Here is a 19,088-nt window from a genome sequence, read left to right on the forward strand (position 1 = left end):
AGGATGTTGCCCGCGTTCATGGCGCCCTCGCTGTCGCCCGCGCCGGTGATGCTGTGGATCTCGTCGATGAACAGGATCACGTTGCCCAGCCGCTTGACCTCGTCAATGAGGCCCTTGACCCGCTGCTCGAACTGGCCGCGGAACTGGGTGCCGGCCACCAGGGCGGTGAGGTCCAGCCGGTAGAGCTTTTTGCCCTTGAGGCAGGCGGGCACCTGGTTGCGGGCGATGCGCTGGGCGATGCCCTCGGCGATGGCGGTCTTGCCCACGCCGGCCTCGCCGATCAGGCAGGGGTTGTTTTTCTGGCGGCGGGCGAGGATCTGGATGGTGCGGTAGATCTCCTGGTCGCGGCCGATGATCTCGTCCAGCTTGCCGGCGGCGGCCTGGGCGGTGAGGTTCTCGCAGTATTTATCCAGGAATTTCAGCTTGCCGCCTTTTTCCTTCTCCTTTTCCTTCTTCCGGTCGCCCCTGGCGCCAAAGCCGAAGGGGAAGGTGGCGGACCCGCCGGGGGTGAACTCCTCGTCGGAGTCGCCCCCCTTGCCGTCGTCGCCCTCCTCGCCCATGGGTGCGAAGGGGAACATGCCGGACATGCCGTTCTCCCCCGCCTCCTCCATGAAGTTGTTCATCCGCTCCTCCATGGCTTCCAGGTCCTCGTCCCGCATGCCGAACTGCTTCATCAGATCGTCCACGGGCTTGATGCCCAGCGCCCGGGCGCAGGTCAGGCAGTAGCCCTCCTGCTTGGGCTGGCCGTCCTCCATCCGCTGAATGAACACCACAGCGGTTCGTTTTTTGCATTTTACACAGAGCATGGTTTTTCCCTTCTCCCTCTCTTCCCCCCGCCGGGTCTGCGGCGGCGGGATCGGTCACGGGCGCGCGGCGCCCGGGTCAATAAAACGGATTGAACCGTCCGAATACAGAATAGGCGATGCTGCCCGCCAGGGCCTGATCGTTCAAAAACTCGAGGGACCCGCCGGTGATCACGATCACCGCCCACACGGCGCACAGCACCAGGTACAGATCCACCAGGCCGGCCATAAGGCCCATCAGGAAACCGAAGAACCGGTTCACCGAGCCCATCACCGGGATGCGGTTCACGTTGGTGAGCACCGCCACCAGCAGGCTCACCAGCAGCTTGCACAGCGCGAAGGCCACAAAGAACAGCACGATGGCGATGATGGGGGTGAGCAGCGGGGCGATGACCTCCTCCACCAGCCGCACCGCCAGGTTGGCGGTGGAGGAGTCCACCAGAAGGCCGGCGGTCTCGTTCAGGTTCTCCTTGACGCCCGCCGGCAAAAAGCCGGCGTACTTCTCGATGATCTGCTGCACGTTCACCGTGCCCTCGGCGGAGATGGTGTTCTGGATGCTGCTCACGAATCCGGTTTGAAAAAACTTTTCGAACAGCACCGGCGAGGCCTCGCGGCTGAGCACCAGCGCCCCGATAAGGCTTGCCAGGTTGCCCAGAAACTGCACCAGCCCCGCGGCGAAGCCCCGGCGGGCATAGGCGAAGGCCACCACCAACAGCAGGGCCAGCATCACAAGATCAAACACGATGGCCGCGTTCATCCGATCACTCCTTTTTCATTTGATGGCGCCGGCGCGTCAGCTTTGCTGCGTCTCGTCCGGCGCGGCGAGCAGGGCCGCCTGGCCGCCGGTGACCACCACCAGCTGTTTTGCGTCCAGCACCGCCAGAGGCCGCGTTTCGGTGGGCGACTCCCACTGAAGTTCCCCTGCCAGGCTGTAGGCCGCCACACTCTCCTGCCTTAAAACGTATGCAGCAACGCGGGTGCACACCACTGCCGTGGCGGGCGAGGGCACACTGGCCTCGGCCAGCACCTGCATCTGAGGGTCCAGCACCACCAGCCGTGCGGGGGAATCGCTGGCGTCGGGGCTGAACAGCAGCGCGCAGTTCTGTCCCGCCACCGAGGCGGAGCCCAGGCTCTCGCCGCTGTAACTGTACACCGCCGTCTGCTCGCCGGTGGCGGCGTCCAGCACCACCGCGGTGCGCTCGCACACCGCCAGCAGCCGGTCGGCGGAGAGCCAGTGCAGCTGCAAGATCTGGCCGCTGACACTGGCCGACGCGGTGACCGCATCGCTGCGGATGTCCAGAAAATAGAGGTTGGTCTGCAAACTGCCCCCCTGGGCCACCAGGCAGGCCACCGCCAGGCGCTTGTTGTCCCGGGCGAAGGCCACCCGCACCGGGGTGCCCTCGGTGTCGGTGGGGTTCCAGCCATAGCGGAACTCCATGGCGGCGTCCCACACGGTGAGTTCGGCGGCGAACCGGTCGGACTGGGTCACCACCGCCACGCTGCCGCCGTTGCTCATCTCGGCCAGCAGGATGGGCTGCTCAAAGGTGCGCTTGTACAGGGTGCTGGTGCGGCCCTCCACCCGCAGTTCGTAGCCGGAACGGCCGTAGAGGCAAAAGCGGGTGTTGCCCGCGCTGATGGCCGGCCGGGCGTAGCCGTGCTGGATGGTGCGCAGCTCGCTGCCTCCCGCCGACCAGACGCCCGCGTCCTGCTGGCCCAGCAGCACGAAACCGCCGGCCAGGGGCTCGGCCTGCAGCACTTCGGGGATGCCGGTCTTCACCGGCCAGCCCGTCCCGGGCATCAGGGCGATGCGCACCGAGTCCACCGTCTCCCGGGCGGCCAGGGCCAGCTGGCTGTACGCGCCGGTAAAATAGAGGCCCACCGCCGCCGCCGCGGCCAGCACCAGCAGCAGGCGCCGCAGCCGGCGCATCGCCCGGCGATGGCGCACCTCCTGCAGGCGGGTCACGTTGCTGTGTCCTTCGCTCACGGCGGCGCCTCCTTTCCAGAAACTCAGAGGCCCAGGGCCTCGGGGGGATAGTCCACCTGTTGCAAAAACAGCCCCTTCGCCGGCAGGGTGGGCCCGGCAAGGGAGCGGTCGCGCCCGGCCAGGATGGAGGGCACGGCCGCGGGGCCAAGGGCGCCCCGGCCGGCCTGGACCAGCGTGCCGGCCAGGATGCGCACCATGTTGTAAAGGTAGCCGTCGGCGGTGACGGTGACGGTGATCAGGTGCCCCGCCCGCTGTGCCCGGCAATCGGTGACGGTGCGCACGGTGTCGCCTTTTGCCGCCACGGCGCTGCCCGCGGCGCAGAGGCTCAAAAAATCGTGCCGTCCCACAAAGCCCTTCGCCGCCCGGTCCATAGCCAAAACGTCCAGCGGGGCGCTGATGCGGTGGTGATAGGCCGCCTCGAAGGGGCTTTCCACCGGGCTGTTCCAAATGCGGTAAACATAGGTCTTGGTGTGGGCGGAGTAGCGGGCGTGGAATTCTTCCGGCACCCGCCGGGCGGCGTTCACCCGCACCGCGTCCGGCAGGTGGCGGTTGAGGGCCAGGGGCAGCTTTTCCGTCGGGATGGACGTCTCGGCCCAGAAGTTCAGCGCGTAGTGCAAAGCGTGCACCCCCGCGTCGGTGCGCCCGCAGCCCTTCACATCGGGCCTTGTGCCCAGCACCGCCTCCAGGGCGTTCTGGATGGTCTCACAGACGGACACGCCGTTCTTCTGCACCTGAAAGCCGCAAAAGTGGGTGCCGTCGTAGCTGATGTCCAGCAGGATGTTCATATCTCACATGACCCCCGGCGCCACGAAGCGGGTGGCCCACAGGCCCGCGAAGGCCACGGCGCACACCGCCAGGGCCGCCCAGTCCAGCGCGCCGAAGCGGAGGACTTTGAGCCGGGTGCGGCCCTCGCCGCCCCGGTAGCAGCGGCACTCCATGGCCATGGCCAGCTCGTCCGCCCGGCGGAAGGCCGAGATGAACAGCGGGATGAGGATGGGCACCATCGCCTTCACCCGGTCGGAGAGGGAGCCGCTGTCCAGCATGGCGCCCCGGGCTTTCTGGGCGTTCATGATCTTGTCGGTCTCCTCGATGAGGGTGGGGATGAACCGCAGGGCGATGGTCATCATCATGGCCAGTTCGTGCACCGGCATGTGGAGTTTGGCAAAGGGGCGCAGCAGCCGCTCGATGGCGTCGGTGAGCACGATGGGGCTGGTGGTGTAGGTGAGCAGGCTGGTGCCGGCGATGAGGGCCACGATGCGCACCGCCATGAAGATGGCGTAGGCCACGCCCTCCTTGTAGATGCGGATGAGCCAGAAGGAGACCAGCGGTTCCCCCTCGCCCCCCATGAAGAAGAGGTTCAGCACCGCCGTGAACACCACGATGGGCATGATGGGCTTGAGGCTCTTGAGGATGAGTTTCAGGGGGATCCTGGCCACCAGATAGAGCGCTGCCAGCAGCAGGATGCTCAGCGCCAGGCCCACGAAGTTCTTGATGGTGAACAGCACCACGATGTAGGCCACCACCAGCAGAATTTTCAGGCGGGGGTCGCAGCGGTGCACCACCGAATCGCCGGGGAAGTGCTGGCCGATGGTGATATCCTTCAGCACGGCGCATCACCTCCCCCGCTGTGTTTTGCCGCCAGGGCGGCCTGGATGGTCTTGACCGCGTAGGGCACGGTGTACACGTCCTGGGGCAGGTCCAGCCCCATGGCCCGCAGCCGCAGGAACACCTTGGTCACCTGGGGCACCGACAGGCCCAGTTCCAGCAGTTCGTCCGCCCGGGCGAACACATGCTCCACCGTGTCGTACATGGCGATGCGGCGCTGGTCCATCACCAGCACCCGGTCGGCGTATTTGGCGATGTCCTCCATAGAGTGGCTCACCAGAATGACGGTGGTGCCGGTCTCCTTGTGGAACCGCTTGACCTGGGAGAGGATCATCTCCCGCCCCTCGGGGTCAAGGCCCGCGGCGGGCTCGTCCAGCACCAGGATCTTCGGCTCCATGGCCATCACCCCGGCGATGGCCACCCGGCGCTTCTGCCCGCCGGACAGTTCAAAGGGGCTGCGCTGGAGATATTCGTCCGCGAGGCCCACGAACCGGGCGGCGCTCTTCACCCGCCGGTCGATCTCCCCCTCGTCCAGGCCCATGTTTTTGGGGCCGAAGGCGATGTCTTTATACACCGTCTCCTCAAACAGCTGGTACTCGGGATACTGGAACACCAGCCCCACCATGAAGCGGAATTTGCGGATGTCCGCGGGTTTTTCCCAGATGTCCTGCCCGTCCACCAGCACCCGGCCCTCGGTGGGCTTCAGGATGCCGTTGAAGTGGGTGATGAGGGTGCTCTTGCCCGACCCCGTGGAGCCGATGATGCCCACGAAGTCGCCCTCCTCCACGGCGAAGTCCACCTTCTCCAGCGCCACGGTGGCGTCCGGCATGCCGAGGTTGTAGATATGGGTCAAGCCCTTTGTCTCGATGATGGCTGCCATAGGCCGCCGTTCCCTCCCTCTTGCGGGGCGCCGCCCCGCGCCGCGCCCTCGGGCGCGGTTATTTCAGCAGCTCGTAGAGAGCCGCGGCACATTCTTCCTCGTTGATGATGTCGGTGGGGATGTCCACCCCGGCGGCCGCCAGCTGGCAGCACAGTTCGGTGACCTGGGGCACATCCAGCCGCAGCCTGCGCAGCGTTTCCACCTGGCTGAACACCTGGCGGGGCGTGCCCTCCATCACCACCTTGCCCTCGCTCATCACCACCACCCGGTCGGCCTGGGCGGCCTCGTCCATATAGTGCGTGATGGACACCACGGTGATGCCAAAGTCCCGGTTGAGGTGCCGGATGGTCTCCATCACCTTCTCCCGGCCCCGGGGGTCCAGCATGGCGGTGGCCTCGTCCAGCACCAGGCAGTCGGGCCGCATGGCGATGACCCCGGCGATGGCCACCCGCTGCTTCTGCCCGCCGGACAGCTTGTGGGGCGCCTTTTCCCGGTGCTTGTAGATGCCCGCCATCTTCATGGCGTCGTCGATGCGCTCGCGGATCTCGGCGGGGGGCACGCCCAGGTTCTCCAGGGCAAAGGCCACGTCCTCCTCCACCACCGTCGCCACGATCTGATTGTCCGGGTTCTGGAACACCATGCCCACCTTTTGCCGGATGTCGTAAAGATGGGATTCGTCGGCGGTGTTCATCCCCTCCACCAGCACAGTGCCGGCCTCGGGCAGCAGGATGGCGTTGAAGTGCTTTGCCAGGGTGCTCTTGCCGCAGCCGTTGGCCCCCAGCACCGCCACGAACTCGCCCTTGTCCACCACCACGCTGGCGCCGTCCACCGCCCAGGGGGCGTCGGGCGCGTAGCGGAAGCGGATGTCCTGGGCGCTGATCATGTGTTCCATACTCATTCCTCCCCCGCCTGCACGCCGTGCGCCAGCCAGAAGGCGGTGGCCCCACAGGGCACCACGCCGCCGGTGCTGGACACCGGCAGGCCGATCTCGTCGCAAGCCGTCGCGCCGCCATGCACCGGGCACAGAAGGGTCTTTAAGATGTACTCCATCACCGCCGGCGACAGGCCGGTGGTGTAGCTGTTCACCGCCACGAAGAGGGGCGTATCGCTGAGCACCCCGGCGCACTGGGCGATCAGGTCATAGATGCAGTTTTCCAGCTTCCACACCTCGCCCCCCGGCCCCCGGCCGTAGCTGGGCGGGTCCATGATGATGGCGTCGTAAAAGCTGCCCCGCCGCTGCTCCCGGGCCACGAACTTGGCGCAGTCGTCCACGATCCAGCGGATCGGCTTGTCCGCAAGGCGGCTGGCGGCGGCGTTCTCCCGCCCCCAGGCCACGATGCCCTTGGAGGCGTCCACATGGCAGACGCTGGCCCCCGCGGCGGCGCAGGCCAGGGTGGCCCCGCCGGTGTAGCCGAAGAGGTTCAGCACCCGGATGGGCCGGCCGGCGGCGGCGATGATCTTTTTATAGAAGGCCCAGTTCACCGCCTGCTCGGGGAAGACGCCGGTGTGCTTGAAGCCGGTGGGGCTGACCACCAGCCGCAGATCGTCCCAGCCGATCTGCCATTTTTCCGGCAGGCGGCGGCGGTACTCCCAGTGGCCGCCGCCCTTCTCGCTGCGGTGGTACACCGCGTCCGCCTTCGCCCACAGAGGGCTGGTGCGCTCTGATTTCCAGATCACCTGCGGGTCCGGCCGCACCAGCAGCGCGTCGCCCCAGCGCTCCAGCCGGTTGCCGCCGGTGGCGTCGATGAGTTCATAGTCCTGCCAGTTGCGGGCAGCTCGCATACGCACCTCTCCTTTTCCGCGGCCCGGGGCCATGGATTCTATATTGTACCCTGTAATTGTGAAGTTTTCTTGTTGTTTTGCGCGGCGCGGCCTCAGAACATGGTCTGCTGGCCGTTGTCCTCGGCGGCGGAGGGGGCCCGCATGCCCAGATGCTCGTAGGCCAGCCGGGTGACGCACCGCCCCCGGGGGGTGCGGGTGAGGAAGCCCATCTGCATCAGATAGGGCTCGCACACGTCCTCCAGCGTCACCGCCTCCTCGCCCAGGGCGGCGGCCAGGGTATCCAGGCCCACCGGCCCGCCACCGTACAGTTCGATGATGGCCCGCAGCAGGCTGCGGTCCAGTTCGTCCAGGCCCAGGGCGTCGATGTCCATCCGCTTTAAGGCCAGCCGGGCGGCGTCGCCGTCCACCGTGCCGTCCCCCAGCACCACCGCGAAGTCCCGCACCCGCTTGAGCAGCCGGTTGGCCACACGGGGGGTGCCCCGGCTGCACTTTGCCAGTTCCAGCGCGCCCTCCTCGGTGCAGGGCTGGCCCAGGATGCCGGCGCTGCGCCGGATGATGCGGGCCAGCTCGTCGGGGCTGTACAGTTCCAGCTTGAGCAGCACGCCGAACCGGTCCCGCAGGGGGCCGGTGAGCTGCCCGGCCCGGGTGGTGGCGCCGATGAGGGTGAACCGGGGCAGGTTGATGCGGATGGACTGGGCGCTGGGGCCCTTGCCGATCATGATGTCCAGGGCATAGTCCTCCAAAGCGGGATAGAGCACCTCCTCCACCTGGCGGGAGAGGCGGTGGATCTCGTCGATGAAGAGCACATCCCCCTCCTGGAGGTTGGTGAGCAGAGCGGCCAGGTCGCCGGGCTTTTCAATGGCGGGGCCGCTGGTGATGCGGATCTGCACCCCCATCTCCTGCGCCACGATGCCGGCCAGGGTGGTCTTGCCCAGGCCCGGCGGGCCGTAGAGCAGGATGTGATCCATCGGCTCGCCCCGGCGCTTGGCCGCTTCCAGATAGATGCGCAGGTTCTCCTTGACCTTCTCCTGGCCCACATATTCTTCCAGCGTGCGGGGGCGGAGGGTCAGTTCCTCGGTCTCGCCCCGGTTCATCTCGGGGCTGACCAGCCGGTCGGTGCGATCAAACTCTTCCACAGTTTACCTCCTTGCCATGCCCCGCAGCGCCAGTTTTACCAGTTCCTCCACCGGCAGGGTGTCGTCCAGTTTGGTCAGGGCGGCGGCCGCCTCGCCGGAGGTGTAGCCCAGGCTGGTGAGGGCGGCGGCCGCCTGGGCCAGATTGCCGCCCGCCGCCGGCGCGCCGGCGGGGCCCAGGTCGGCCAGGGAAAGGCCCTCGGCCAGGCCCTTGCCCACCTTGTCCTTCAGTTCCAGCGTAATGCGCTGGGCCAGCTTCGGCCCCACGCCGCTGGCGGCGGTGAAAGCCTTGTGGTCCCCCGCCGAGGCCGCCAGGGCGATGCGCTGGGGGCTGAGCACGCTCAGGATGGCCAGCCCCACCTTGGGCCCCACGCCGCTCACGGCGGTGAGCATCTTAAAACAGGCCTGCTGCTCCTCGTCGGCAAAGCCGAAGAGGGACACGTCGCTCTCGGTGACGTTCATGCAGGTGTAGAGGGTGGCCTCCTGGCCCACGGCGGGCAGCGCCCCCGCCACGCTGGAGGGCACCTGCACCTGATAGCCCACCCCGGCGCAGCTGATGACCACCAGGTCCAGGCTCTTTTTCAAAATTTTTCCGGTGAGACAATAGATCACGGCAAAAGCGCCTCCTCTCAGCGCGGGGGGATGTTCTGCAGCCGGCTGCGGCTGCAGTGGCAGTGGGCGATGGCCATGGCCAGCGCGTCGGCGGTGTCGTCGGGCTTCGGGACCTTGTCCAGGTGCAGCAGCACCCGCGTCATCTCCTGCACCTGCTTTTTTACCGCCTTGCCGTAGCCGGTCACCGCCTGCTTGACCTGCATGGGGGTGTATTCGAACACCGGCACGGCGCACTGGGCCGCCGCCAGCAGGATGACTCCCCTGGCCTCGGCCACGCCGATGACGGTGGTCTGGTTGTGCTGATAGAACAGCTGCTCGATGCTCAGCGCCTGGGGGGAATGGTCCCGCATCACCCGCAAAACGCCCTCGTACACCGCGGCCAGCCGCTGCTCGAAGGGCATGTCCGCCGGGGTGGTCACCGCCCCGAAGTCCACCGGCGTGAACCGGTTCCCGATGTATTCCACGACCCCCCAGCCCACGATGGCATAGCCGGGGTCGATGCCCAATACGCGCATAGACAGTTTCCTCTTTGGCCCTTCGGCCACACTTCTCCATATTATCCGGTATAGTATACCACAAAACCGCGGCAAGGGCAAACGCGGCCCCTTTTTTCCCAAGGCGCAAAGGGCCCGGCGGCCCCTCCGCGTTTTGCGAAGAGGCCGCCGGGCTGACTTTTTGTTTCAGGCTGTGGTCTCACTCAAACACCGCCACCCAGTAGTGGCAGCCGTCGCCGTCGTACATGTGGCCGATGGCGCCCCGGGTGTAGTTGGTGCTGATCATGTTGGCGTAGTGGCCGGCGCTGCCCTGCCAGGCAGCGATGACCGAGGCCGCGTCGGCATAGCCCACGGCGATGTTCTCGCCGGAGGTCTGGACGCCGTTGTGGCTGAAGTCCACCGCGATGTCCTCGCAGCGGCTCTGGGCGATGGAGGCAAGGCTGTCGTCCCAGGTCAGGGCCGGCGCGCCCACCGCCGCCCGCAGCTGGTTCTGCAGGTCAAAGGCGGTGGTATCGGTGGTCACAAAGAACCAGCCGTGGGTGCCCCAGCCCTCGGGGGCGTCCTCGGTGGGGGCCGCGGCGGAGGAGCCGCCGGAGCCGGAGGACGCCGGAGCGGAGGAGCCGGAATTGCCCGTGGCGGCGGGCGCGGGGGTGGGGGTGGGCTTCGGCTTCTCTTTGCCGGTGAGGGTGATGCTGCCGGCGATCTCATAGGCAGTCTCGGCGGTGATGGTCACCTCGCCTGCGGCCGCCATGGTCACGGTGCCGGTCTCGTCCACGGTGGCGATGGTCTCGTCGCCGGAGGACCAGGCCAGGGTGGCGGCGTCCACCGCCGCGCCGGTCTCGTCGGCGGCGGTGAGGGCGACGGTGTCGCCCACCGTCACCTCGGTCTCATCGGCGGCAAGGGTCAGTTCCTTCGGGCCGCTCCACACCGTGATCATGGCCTTGGCCCGCTTGCCGTCCGGCGCCAGGATCAGCAGGCTGGTGTGCCCTTCCTTCACCGGGGTCACCATTCCCGTGTCGTCCACGGTGGCGATGGCCGCGTCGCCGGTCTTGTAGGTCAGCTGGTCGGCCAGCTCCGCCGGCTCCACCGTGACCGCCGCCTGCACCGGCCCGTCGGACAGATGCACCGAGAGTTCCTCCACGGCCAGGCTCTCGGTGGGGATGTTCACCACCACCGTCTGCGTGGCGCTCAACTCGCCCACCGCCGCCGTGACGGTGGTCTCGCCCGCCGCCACAGCGGTGACGGTGCCGGTCTCATCCACGGTGGCCACCGCCTCGTCGGCGCTGGTGTAACTCACGGCCGGGGCCTCGGCGGGCGTTTCCCCGTCGTAAGTAAAGGTGGCCTGCAGCGCCGCCGTGCCGCCCACCGCCAGTTCCAGCGGCGCCTGTGGCAGGGCGATGCCGGTCAGTTTTGCCCCGCCGCAGGCGGTCAGGGCCAGGGTCATCGCCGCAGCCAGCGCCGCGGCGATCCGTCTGTGTTTTTTCATGACATATCCTCCCGTTTGCCTCTGCGCGTTATTGCCAAAAAAGGCCGGGGACGACGCGCACATCATCCACGGCTTGCGCCGCCCCCGCCGCGGCGGGGGCTTTTGTTACAGTGTAATTATACCACACTGGTGGTATCTCCCGCAAGGCCGCAGCCGGAAAAGCGGGGCAACGGGGCCCAAAAAAGCGGCCCGGCCCGCACAAAGCGGGCCGGGCTTGCGTGATAATTTACTTGACGGTAACGATGTCGGCGTTGGCGAGGCACTCGTCGGTGAGCTCCTGGCCGATGCCGGGCCGCTCGGGCACCTCAAAGTAGCCGTCCTTGGCCACATAGTCGTACTTGCACAGGCGGATGTTGTCCTCGATGAGGGCAGAGGCGTGCAGTTCGTGGATGACGAAGTTGGGGATGACCGCCTCCAGCTGCAGCGCCGCGGCCGCGGAGATGGGGCCGCCACAGCAGTGCACCTGCACGCCGATGTCGTAAACGTGGGCCATATCGCAGATCTTCTTGCCCTCGGTCAGGCCGCCGGTGTTGCACAGGTCGGGCTGGATGATGCCGATGGAGTGATCCTCGAAGAACTGCCGGTAGCCCCAGCGGGTATAGACGCGCTCGCCGGTGGCCACGGGGATCTCGATCTTGCTGCTGATCTCCCGGAAGAGGTTGGGGTTCAGCGGCTGGGTGGGTTCCTCGTAATAGAAGCAGTTCAGCTTTTGCAGTTCGCGGCCCAGCTGCACCGAGGTGGTGGCGTCGGTGAGGGCGTGCAGCTCGATGATGATGTCCACGTCCGGGCCCACCTCGCGCATGGCGGCCACACGGTCCACCGCCAGCTGCAGCTGATCGCGCTGCAGGATGCCCCGGCTGCTGCGGCCCATCCACACGCCGTTGGCGTCGAAGCCCACCGGATCCACCTTGATGCAGTCGAAGCCGTCGGCCATGGCCTTGCGCATCGCCTCGGCGTACTCCTCGGGCTTGGCAAGGGAGTGGCTCACCTTGCCCCAGTCAAACTGCAGCTGGCTGGCATAGGCGCGCAGCTTGCTGTTGGTCTTGCCGCCCAGCAGCTTGTAGACGGGGGCGTTCAGGGCCTTGCCCTTGATGTCCCACAGGGCGATGTCGATGCCGGAGATACCCGCCATGATGACGCCGCCGTTGCCCATGCCCCAGAAGGTCAGCCGGTGCAGCCGGTTCCAGATGTCCTCGTTGTTCATCGGGTCCAGGCCGATGATGCACTTGGCAAAGTCCACACCCATGCCAAAGCCCGCGCTCTGGGCGTTGCCGTAGGCCACGCCGATCTCGCCGTAGCCGCTGATGCCCTCGTCGGTGTTGATGCGCACGAATACGGGATGCCAGGGCACATTGCCCACAGCCACCTCCGCCGCTACGGACGGGGTCTTGAATGCCTTGATGATGTCTACACTGGTGATTTTCACGGAACAGTACCTCCTTTTATGCGAAAACAGTCAGGTTCAAAATGCAGATCACGACCATGGCCGTAGCGCCCATCATCACCGAGGTGAGGGTGATCAGCCGGTAGCTCTGATTGAGTTTCAGGTTGCCCAGTTTGGTGACGCACCAGAAGTAGGAAGAATTGGTGTGGCAGAAGGACAGGGAGCCCGCGGCGGTGGCCAGGGTGGCAACGACCGGGTGCAGCCCCAGGGCGGGGAGCATGGGAGCCAGGATGCCGCCCACGGTGGTCAGCGCCACGGTGGCGGAGCCCTGGGCCATGTTGATGAGCGCGGCCATCAGGTAGGGCACGAAGACGGCGGGCAGACCCACCCGCAGCACCAGGTCGGTGAGGATGGTGCCGATGTCGGTGGCCTGCAGCACGGCGGCAAAGCCGCCGGCGGCGGCGGTGATGCACATGATCTCCGCGGCGCCCTCCAGGGATTTGGCCACCCAGCCGCTGGTGACGGTCTCGTTCAGCTTGGTGGGCAGCAGGAAGCAGATCATGGTGCCGATCAGCAGGGCCACCCAGGGCGTGCCGATGAAGTCCAGCACCTGCTGGAAGATGTTGCCTTCGGCGCTGCCGAAGAAGGATTTCAGGATGATGATGAGAATGGGCAGCGCCACAGGGATGAAGGACATGAAGGTGGAGGGAGCATGCTCCACGACCTTCTCAAAGTCCGCTTCCTGCTTGGCGTCCAGCTCGCTGACCGGCGCCACTTCGGGGAAAGCGCCCTTCACGAAGCGGGAGTTCGCCCAGATGGAGCAGACGACGACCACCGGAACGGAGACGATCAGGCCGTAGAACATGACCTGGCCGATCTCGGCGCCGTACAGGCCCGCCGCCGCAACAGGGCCGGGCGTGGGCGGCACGAAGGAGTGGGTGCACAGGAGGCCCGCCATCAGCGCCACCACCAGGGAAGCGTAGGGGATCTTGCCCCGGCGGGACAAGCCCTTGATGATGGGGTTCAGGATGACGAAGCCGGAATCACAGAACACGGGGATGGAAACAAAAGCGCCGGTGGCCGAGGTGGCGTAGGTGGCGCGCTTGATACCGATCAACTTCAGGATCGCGTCCGCAATTTTCTGCGCGCCGCCGGTGTACTCCAGAAAAGAACCGATTACAACACCGCAGGCGATGACAACGCCGATGCTCGTCATCGTGTTGCCAAAACCGCCCACGATCAGGGCAGGCAGTTCCGTGGTGGGGATGCCCGCACACAATCCAAAGAACACTGCCATGATCAGCAAGGTCAAAAATGCGTGAACCTTGAGTTTTGAGATCAGCACGACCAGCAGTACGATGGTCACGGCGAACCAAAACAACAGCATGATGAAACCTCCTTTTGCAACGATCAAATGATGATTAAGCGGAAGGCCGGCCTTATTTATCAGGTTACTTATTCGCCTGATTTCTAACCACATTATCCAGCAATCAGGCGAACAAGTCAACATATTTTTTGCGAATTCCATAATTTTTGACCAATGGCAATAAGACAGGCAAAAAAGTTTGTGTATTATGAACGAGACTGTTATAATGGAAAGGGCGGCATCTCCGCTTGCCGCGTGGGTTCGCGCCCTCACACCGAAAATATCGCCGCGCAAGGGGTGCGGCGCACGAAGGATGGACAAGGATGCCACAGATCAAAAAGGTGGAAAAAGTGACCGCTGGCGAACAAGTATACGAAAACCTGCGGGAAAATATCGTTGCCGGACGCTGGAAAGCGGAAGAAAAGCTGCCGCCCGAAACCGAACTGGCCTCGCTGTACGGGGTGAATCGGTTGACCGTGCGCATGGCGCTGCAGCGGCTCAACGCGCTGGGCCTGGTGGAGACCCGTGTGGGCGACGGCACCTATGTGAAGAAGTTTGATTTTTCTGATTTCATCAATGCGGTGCAGGATCTGTACAACGAGCCACAGTTGATGGAAAACATCTGCGAGTTCCGCAAGCTGATCGAGGTGGAGTGCGCCCGTCTGGCCATTCAGCGGGCCACGCCGGAAGAATTCGCGGAACTGGACCGCATCTGCACGGTGTACGACGCGCTGAAGATCAAAACCGCCCACCCCATCGACGAGGAAAAGCTGCGGGAGATGACCCGGCACGACATCGCCTTCCACGAGCAGATCTGGCTGATGAGCCACAACACGCTGTTCAGCTACTGTTTTGCCATGGCCAAGCCCACGCTGGAGGAGTACGTCTTCCTGACGCTGAAAAAACGTGTGTCCCGCTGGGCGGAAAAGGGCGTTACGGTGATGGAGGGCGACTTCCGTCACCGGGCCATTCTGGAGGCGATGCGCCGCCAGGATTTTGCCGAATGCAAGGTTCTTTACGACGAAATGATCGACTTCAACGTGGAACTGTGAGTTTGCCTGCAGGGCAGGCCACAAGAAAGCCGGCGCTTTCCGGGCGTTTTCGGAAAGCGCCGGCTTTTACCGTCCGGGCAAGGGCCGGGGCACAAAAAAGGCCGGGGATGATGTTTCATCCCCGGCCTTTGCCATGGTGGGCGGTAAGGAACTCGAATCCCTAACCCTCTGCACGTCAAGCAGATAGTCATTATAGTCTCCGAATTACCCGTATCTCAAATGAAATTCAGCTTGCATCCACTTTTTTTCAAAGTGCGCAACAAAAAAGAACGCTCCCGTCACCCGTTGAGGATGTCCGGCGGCGTTCTTGTGTTGACTTTTTCTCTAAATCCCGTATAATAGATTTAGAAAAGCTCTCACAAGTCAGTCGCTGGGCCCTAACCAACGAGTGGCGCATGGTCGTTTCCGGCGGGTAACCGTGAAACGACCTGTGGGGGTTTTCTTTTGTCTTAATTTATTATACCATGGATTGCCACATTTTGCAATAGCGGTTTTCGGTTGCGCTGCCCCGAAAAGTAATGACCATAGATCTCACTTCTTCGCAACGAGAAAGGGGTGAGATTTATGGACATCGACAAGTTGCTGGCATTGTTTGCCGCGGCAATCAGCCTGATCCAGCTTGTTCGGCTGGCCTAAATCAAAAAAAGCAGGTACGACCGACGGTCGTACCTGCTTTTTGGCCTGGTTATGCGGTTTTTGGGGTGCGACCGCCGGTCGTACCTATCACGGTTCCACCACTGGCTGGTGCTGCACGGGGAACGGCGCTTTGGTGATCACCGCCACCTGCTCTGCCCATTCCACAAGCGCGTTCACCGCGCCGCGGGTGACTTCGGTGTTTTCCTCAACAGCACAGAGCCGGTCCTTCACCTCGACCAGCTCGTGTTCAACGCGCCCCAGCCGGGCGTCCATATTGTCCAGCCGGGCGTCCATATTGTCCAGCCGGGTATCCATATTGTCCAGCCGGGCATCCATATTGTCCAGCCGGGCGTCAATTTTATCCATCCGGGCCATCATACGCCCTTCGCTGGCAGTGACAGCGGAAGTGATCAGCCCGGAAATCGCCTGTAGATCTTCGTTGGTCAGCATTGTGCATTCCTCCTGTCGGTTTATTTAGTATAGCACGCCAGGATGCAAATTACCATTGTTGGTTTTAACAAAGTTGCAGCCTTCTGTTTTGCAGGCGTTTCTGTCGTCGGTCGTACCTCGCTTTTGGCTTTGTTATGCGGTTTTTCAGGTACGACCGTCGGTCGTACCCTGTCATGGTTCCAGGCCGTGCGCCTGCTCTTGCAGCATCTGCGGAATGAGCGTCTGCCGGTAGCCCGCCATCACAAACTGCTGCACATACGGCACATCGACCTTCATCTCTGTTCGGCGGCAGCACTCTTCGATCAGTTCCGGCGTTATCATCGGCAACGGGCGGTGCGCTGCATATTCACTGAGGGCATGTTCTGTACGCTCCAGGTCGTTCAGTTCCCTGCCAAGCAGATCCGGCATTCTTTGCTGCGGTTTATAGCCATCGTAAAGCAGAGATATGTTGTTGTCGAAATTCGGCGCAAGTGATAGTATTTCCCCGGTGTCGATGTCCCGCAGCACACCGTAGTTCTCCGTGTGGCGGTCGGCATTGAGGCAAAATGCGTCCATCATCAGCAGTTGCAGATAATCGTCAGCCATTACAGGAGATATTTCCTTGAAGATACGGTAATTCAGTCCGTAATCTTCCTCTTCTCCAACAAGAGAGAAAGCCGGCTCGAAATTCGCCTTGCCGGCAGTGAAGTCAAGTGTGCGAATGAAAGGCCCCGCTTTTTCGTAGCGGGCAGTGGGAAAACCAAGCGCCTTGCACAGCTCATAAACAAACAGCTCTGAAAACATCTCGTTCTCATTGCATTGCTTATACATCCACCAGCAGCCGTCTTCCAAGCGCCAGCATTTTTCAAAGCTGCCAATGTTGGTCAGTTCCGGGGTGCGGCTGGGCGGGCGACTAAATGCAGACAAATCGCCTTGCAGCGCAAGAGTATCAAAATAATTTTCCCGAAACCGCACTTTATCCCAAGTTAAATCGCTGCCTCCCGGGCGCACCCAGTAGGTATCAGTGATCGTGGCCGCCTGCATGGCCAGCGCCGTTGAGGCATCGTCTTTTTCCGAGAGCCGCAACACTTTTTTCAGCAGCCGCGAGTGTGTTCTGTGATGATCTATTGCTCTGTGGGCCAGCCATTCCTCCAGGTTCCCCGTCCGGCGCAGATACAGTGGCATCAGCTCCTCCCGGATTGGATACAACAGCCGGCCCTCTATCCTCGCAATCTCTACATCACGGCTCATAAGTGTTGCCCGCATGATTTGATCCATGGATGCTCACCTCCTTCCCTGCTGAAGTACGACCGACGGTCGCACCTCGCTTTTGGCTTTGTTATGCGGTTTTCTGGGTACGACCGTCGGTCGTACCTCATCTTTTTTGTTATGGTTCGACGGGCCTTACAAAAAGCCGAGACATCAGATGATCCAGATTTTGCTCAACCCTTCCCGTGATTGCTTTGATTCGTTCCGGCTCCAAATACACCGACTGCGACAAGATTTTCTCCACAAGTGTTGGCAGGCCCTGCAATTTGTGCCATGGCAGGCATGCAATGTCCGCAGCATCCAAGAGAGCAAGCTGCTGCGCATGGTGCTGCGCAAAAGGTCGGCATTGGTCGTATTGATCCTTTGCAATAAAGTTTGTCCGATCCAGCTTCCACAAACTTGTCCCACTATCGAAAACCGGGGCCATTCCGATCCACTGTAAAGTGTCCGGGTCACGCAGTGCACCGAAATTTTTCAAGTGTCGGTCTGTATTCGCCAGCAGGAAGTCTACCGCCAGCATCTGGCTGGTATCTTTTTTCGCATTGGGTATCCCCAGCTTTTCGCAACAAAGGAGAAAATGCCGCCACAGGGGCACCCCCTCGTCACTTTCAAAACATTCCACCAGCGCCGCAGCGGGCACGAACTCCGTGGAGGGGGTCACAAAACATGGGCAAACACTATAAGGCTGTTCATCTTCCCATGCCAACACATAAGGAGTGTGCGGGATCCCCAGCATCTCGTATACCGCACTGGCCACACACTCGTTCAGCGGCTCTTGAAAATACGGTGCTGTGCCGCCTTTGACCAGGACACGCTGCCCATCAGCGATCTGCCAACGCTTCTTCAAAAATCCGTCTGATGTGCAGCAGGGAGATTTCAGATCCAGAGACAGAGCCGTGCTCTGTTCTCCAAACAACGCCCGGCCAACGTCCTCAGAAAAATCATTCTGGAAAAAATTCACCTGGCTCCAGCGTTGCGGGCGCTCGCATGGAGTAATCCAGTAGTGGTCTGTGAGGCTGAGGCCGTTGCATTTGAGCAGTAGCAATTCCGCATATGGCACATCCATCGCAGCCAATGCTGCGCTCAGTCCTTGACGGCCCGCAGGGATGCCCCTGCCTTTCCACCAAGAACGCAGCCCAAGTACATCCGGCCGGCACCCGATCGGATAATGCTCAGGAGCCAAAATCTCCTCGACATCCAGTATATCGGCTGTTTTTTCGGCAACTTCCAGCACGGCCACCCGCCGGTCTTTGTGCATCAAAAAGAACTTTGCCATAGGCGTCCTCCTGCCCGGCCAATGATTCTGGTTTTAGTATATCACAGTTTTACGCCTGTACAAAAGGAAAAAGGGCCGTCGCCCGGGCGCAGCTATCCTATACACCCCATTTTACCCAGGTTTTTTACTCTTTTTTGTTATGTACCCAGGTGGGTAAAGGTATACTTTTCAAAAAATGAACCACTGCCCTCTTGACATAATACAAAACAGATGTTACGCTGAAAGTGTTAGACGGGTAATCTAACTGCTGAACTTGGGTGTCTGGTTTTTGCTCAACCAGGCGCCCATTTTTTGTGCCCTGGATCAAATACAAATTGTGTTTGCCCGCCCATTTGGCCATTTTTCGCAGCAAACCAGAGGCTTGCAGACAGCGGAGCGCCCGCAGCAGGGTGTTTTTGCACAGCCCAAGCAGATTTGACAGACATCCCAGCGACGGGAACGCTTTGTGATTCTTTCCGCGAAAGCGCAGCATAGCCGCATAGACGCTGAAGCTGCTCGCCGGCAGCCGTAAAACATCATCCGACAAACTCATTGCAAACCATTTCCCTGCCGGCAGCGCGATAAAGTATCGGTTGGCTGCAAGTGTGCCGTCCTCTTTATGCCGGTGTACACGGCGTACCAATCCCATGTTTTCCAAGCTGCGAATTGCCGAGCACACTGTGCCAATAGATATATTGCATTTCTGCGCAATCACGCAGGTGCGCATCGTGGTAGTGTGCTCCTGATCAGCGGCGCTGAGCAGAGCACACAGCACCTTAAAGGCATTGGGCTGCATCTGCATTTCCAGCAGCGCATTTGGCAGTTTCAGAAACATATTCATCCTCCTCGTATAATAAGTTTCAAAGTTAATAAATTCAGGTATCAGCAGGCTTTGAGGTGCCCGTGATACAATAGCTG

19 protein-coding genes are annotated in these 19,088 nt (G+C 62.5%); 1 reads left to right on the forward strand and 18 read right to left on the reverse strand.

The window, feature by feature from the left end; all coding sequences use genetic code 11:
• The 14 genes from ACH2A7_RS12175 to ACH2A7_RS12240 form a co-directional block, all read right to left on the reverse strand.
• Window positions 1-806: AAA family ATPase (locus tag ACH2A7_RS12175; RefSeq protein ID WP_394962205.1), on the reverse strand; the 806-nt coding region annotated here is incomplete at its 3' end.
• Window positions 807-882: 76 nt separating this feature from the next.
• A complete protein-coding gene (locus ACH2A7_RS12180) occupies window positions 883-1,560 on the reverse strand; it encodes a CvpA family protein (protein WP_394962206.1) in 678 nt (225 codons plus the stop codon).
• A 36-nt stretch (window positions 1,561-1,596) separates the two neighbouring features.
• Complete coding sequence (locus tag ACH2A7_RS12185; protein ID WP_394962207.1) at window positions 1,597-2,787, reverse strand: DUF5711 family protein; 1,191 nt, start codon at window positions 2,785-2,787, stop codon at window positions 1,597-1,599.
• 23 nt (window positions 2,788-2,810) lie between these two features.
• The gene (truA, locus tag ACH2A7_RS12190) at window positions 2,811-3,572 is read right to left on the reverse strand and encodes a tRNA pseudouridine(38-40) synthase TruA (protein ID WP_394962208.1); all 762 of its coding nucleotides are present in this window, start codon (window positions 3,570-3,572) and stop codon (window positions 2,811-2,813) included.
• Window positions 3,573-3,575: 3 nt separating this feature from the next.
• Window positions 3,576-4,394, reverse strand: a complete 819-nt coding sequence (locus tag ACH2A7_RS12195; RefSeq protein ID WP_394962209.1) for an energy-coupling factor transporter transmembrane component T family protein — start codon at window positions 4,392-4,394, stop codon at window positions 3,576-3,578.
• Window positions 4,388-5,272: an energy-coupling factor transporter ATPase gene (locus ACH2A7_RS12200; RefSeq protein WP_394962210.1), complete on the reverse strand. Its 885-nt coding sequence runs from the start codon at window positions 5,270-5,272 to the stop codon at window positions 4,388-4,390. Before ACH2A7_RS12200 ends, ACH2A7_RS12195 begins: the two co-directional genes overlap by 7 nt.
• Before the next feature lie 58 nt (window positions 5,273-5,330).
• Window positions 5,331-6,164 (reverse strand): energy-coupling factor transporter ATPase, encoded by an 834-nt coding sequence (locus tag ACH2A7_RS12205; protein ID WP_394962211.1) that lies wholly within the window; start codon window positions 6,162-6,164, stop codon window positions 5,331-5,333.
• A 2-nt stretch (window positions 6,165-6,166) separates the two neighbouring features.
• A complete protein-coding gene (locus ACH2A7_RS12210) occupies window positions 6,167-7,054 on the reverse strand; it encodes a class I SAM-dependent methyltransferase (RefSeq protein WP_394962212.1) in 888 nt (295 codons plus the stop codon).
• Between the two features lie 92 nt (window positions 7,055-7,146).
• Window positions 7,147-8,148 carry a Holliday junction branch migration DNA helicase RuvB gene (gene ruvB / locus ACH2A7_RS12215; protein WP_394962223.1) on the reverse strand — a complete coding sequence of 334 codons (1,002 nt, stop codon included), beginning with the start codon at window positions 8,146-8,148 and terminating at the stop codon, window positions 7,147-7,149.
• A gap of 45 nt (window positions 8,149-8,193) precedes the next feature.
• Complete coding sequence (gene ruvA, locus ACH2A7_RS12220; RefSeq protein ID WP_394962213.1) at window positions 8,194-8,799, reverse strand: Holliday junction branch migration protein RuvA; 606 nt, start codon at window positions 8,797-8,799, stop codon at window positions 8,194-8,196.
• 17 nt (window positions 8,800-8,816) lie between these two features.
• Window positions 8,817-9,314 (reverse strand): crossover junction endodeoxyribonuclease RuvC, encoded by a 498-nt coding sequence (gene ruvC / locus ACH2A7_RS12225; protein WP_394962214.1) that lies wholly within the window; start codon window positions 9,312-9,314, stop codon window positions 8,817-8,819.
• Window positions 9,315-9,492: 178 nt separating this feature from the next.
• Window positions 9,493-10,779: an Ig-like domain-containing protein gene (locus ACH2A7_RS12230; RefSeq protein ID WP_394962215.1), complete on the reverse strand. Its 1,287-nt coding sequence runs from the start codon at window positions 10,777-10,779 to the stop codon at window positions 9,493-9,495.
• Window positions 10,780-11,005: 226 nt separating this feature from the next.
• Window positions 11,006-12,205 (reverse strand): mandelate racemase/muconate lactonizing enzyme family protein, encoded by a 1,200-nt coding sequence (locus tag ACH2A7_RS12235; RefSeq protein WP_394962216.1) that lies wholly within the window; start codon window positions 12,203-12,205, stop codon window positions 11,006-11,008.
• A 16-nt stretch (window positions 12,206-12,221) separates the two neighbouring features.
• Window positions 12,222-13,550, reverse strand: coding sequence for a GntP family permease (locus tag ACH2A7_RS12240; protein WP_394962217.1), 1,329 nt, complete (start codon window positions 13,548-13,550; stop codon window positions 12,222-12,224).
• Window positions 13,551-13,852: 302 nt separating this feature from the next.
• Here ACH2A7_RS12240 and ACH2A7_RS12245 point away from each other — a divergent pair, with 302 nt between their 5' ends.
• Complete coding sequence (locus ACH2A7_RS12245) at window positions 13,853-14,581, forward strand: FadR/GntR family transcriptional regulator (protein WP_394962218.1); 729 nt, start codon at window positions 13,853-13,855, stop codon at window positions 14,579-14,581.
• Between the two features lie 723 nt (window positions 14,582-15,304).
• Here ACH2A7_RS12245 and ACH2A7_RS12250 read toward each other — a convergent pair.
• From ACH2A7_RS12250 to ACH2A7_RS12265, 4 genes are all read right to left on the reverse strand, one after another.
• The gene (locus ACH2A7_RS12250; RefSeq protein WP_394962219.1) at window positions 15,305-15,667 is read right to left on the reverse strand and encodes a hypothetical protein; all 363 of its coding nucleotides are present in this window, start codon (window positions 15,665-15,667) and stop codon (window positions 15,305-15,307) included.
• Window positions 15,668-15,838: 171 nt separating this feature from the next.
• Complete coding sequence (locus tag ACH2A7_RS12255; RefSeq protein ID WP_394962220.1) at window positions 15,839-16,924, reverse strand: hypothetical protein; 1,086 nt, start codon at window positions 16,922-16,924, stop codon at window positions 15,839-15,841.
• Between the two features lie 109 nt (window positions 16,925-17,033).
• On the reverse strand, window positions 17,034-18,191 hold the full coding sequence (locus tag ACH2A7_RS12260) for an excisionase (protein WP_394962221.1): 1,158 nt from the start codon (window positions 18,189-18,191) through the stop codon (window positions 17,034-17,036).
• 124 nt (window positions 18,192-18,315) lie between these two features.
• A partial coding sequence (locus ACH2A7_RS12265; protein ID WP_394962222.1) for a helix-turn-helix domain-containing protein occupies window positions 18,316-19,088 on the reverse strand: 773 nt, incomplete at its 5' end.

It is taken from the genome of Candidatus Allofournierella merdavium (genome assembly GCF_944382735.1).
Taxonomy (GTDB): domain Bacteria; phylum Bacillota; class Clostridia; order Oscillospirales; family Ruminococcaceae; genus Allofournierella_A; species Allofournierella_A merdavium.

What these genes read in the sequence shown, in the direction of transcription:
- truA (WP_394962208.1), bottom strand. Translation starts at nt 3,572, where the DNA reads ATGAACATCCTGCTGGACATCAGCTACGACGGCACCCACTTTTGCGGC.
- ruvB (WP_394962223.1), bottom strand. Translation starts at nt 8,148, where the DNA reads ATGAACCGGGGCGAGACCGAGGAACTGACCCTCCGCCCCCGCACGCTG.
- ACH2A7_RS12240 (WP_394962217.1), bottom strand. Translation starts at nt 13,550, where the DNA reads ATGCTGTTGTTTTGGTTCGCCGTGACCATCGTACTGCTGGTCGTGCTG.
- ruvC (WP_394962214.1), bottom strand. Translation starts at nt 9,314, where the DNA reads ATGCGCGTATTGGGCATCGACCCCGGCTATGCCATCGTGGGCTGGGGG.
- ACH2A7_RS12200 (WP_394962210.1), bottom strand. Translation starts at nt 5,272, where the DNA reads ATGGCAGCCATCATCGAGACAAAGGGCTTGACCCATATCTACAACCTC.
- ACH2A7_RS12230 (WP_394962215.1), bottom strand. Translation starts at nt 10,779, where the DNA reads ATGAAAAAACACAGACGGATCGCCGCGGCGCTGGCTGCGGCGATGACC.
- ACH2A7_RS12250 (WP_394962219.1), bottom strand. Translation starts at nt 15,667, where the DNA reads ATGCTGACCAACGAAGATCTACAGGCGATTTCCGGGCTGATCACTTCC.
- ACH2A7_RS12180 (WP_394962206.1), bottom strand. Translation starts at nt 1,560, where the DNA reads ATGAACGCGGCCATCGTGTTTGATCTTGTGATGCTGGCCCTGCTGTTG.
- ACH2A7_RS12210 (WP_394962212.1), bottom strand. Translation starts at nt 7,054, where the DNA reads ATGCGAGCTGCCCGCAACTGGCAGGACTATGAACTCATCGACGCCACC.
- ACH2A7_RS12255 (WP_394962220.1), bottom strand. Translation starts at nt 16,924, where the DNA reads ATGGATCAAATCATGCGGGCAACACTTATGAGCCGTGATGTAGAGATT.
- ACH2A7_RS12245 (WP_394962218.1), top strand. Translation starts at nt 13,853, where the DNA reads ATGCCACAGATCAAAAAGGTGGAAAAAGTGACCGCTGGCGAACAAGTA.
- ACH2A7_RS12205 (WP_394962211.1), bottom strand. Translation starts at nt 6,164, where the DNA reads ATGGAACACATGATCAGCGCCCAGGACATCCGCTTCCGCTACGCGCCC.
- ACH2A7_RS12260 (WP_394962221.1), bottom strand. Translation starts at nt 18,191, where the DNA reads ATGGCAAAGTTCTTTTTGATGCACAAAGACCGGCGGGTGGCCGTGCTG.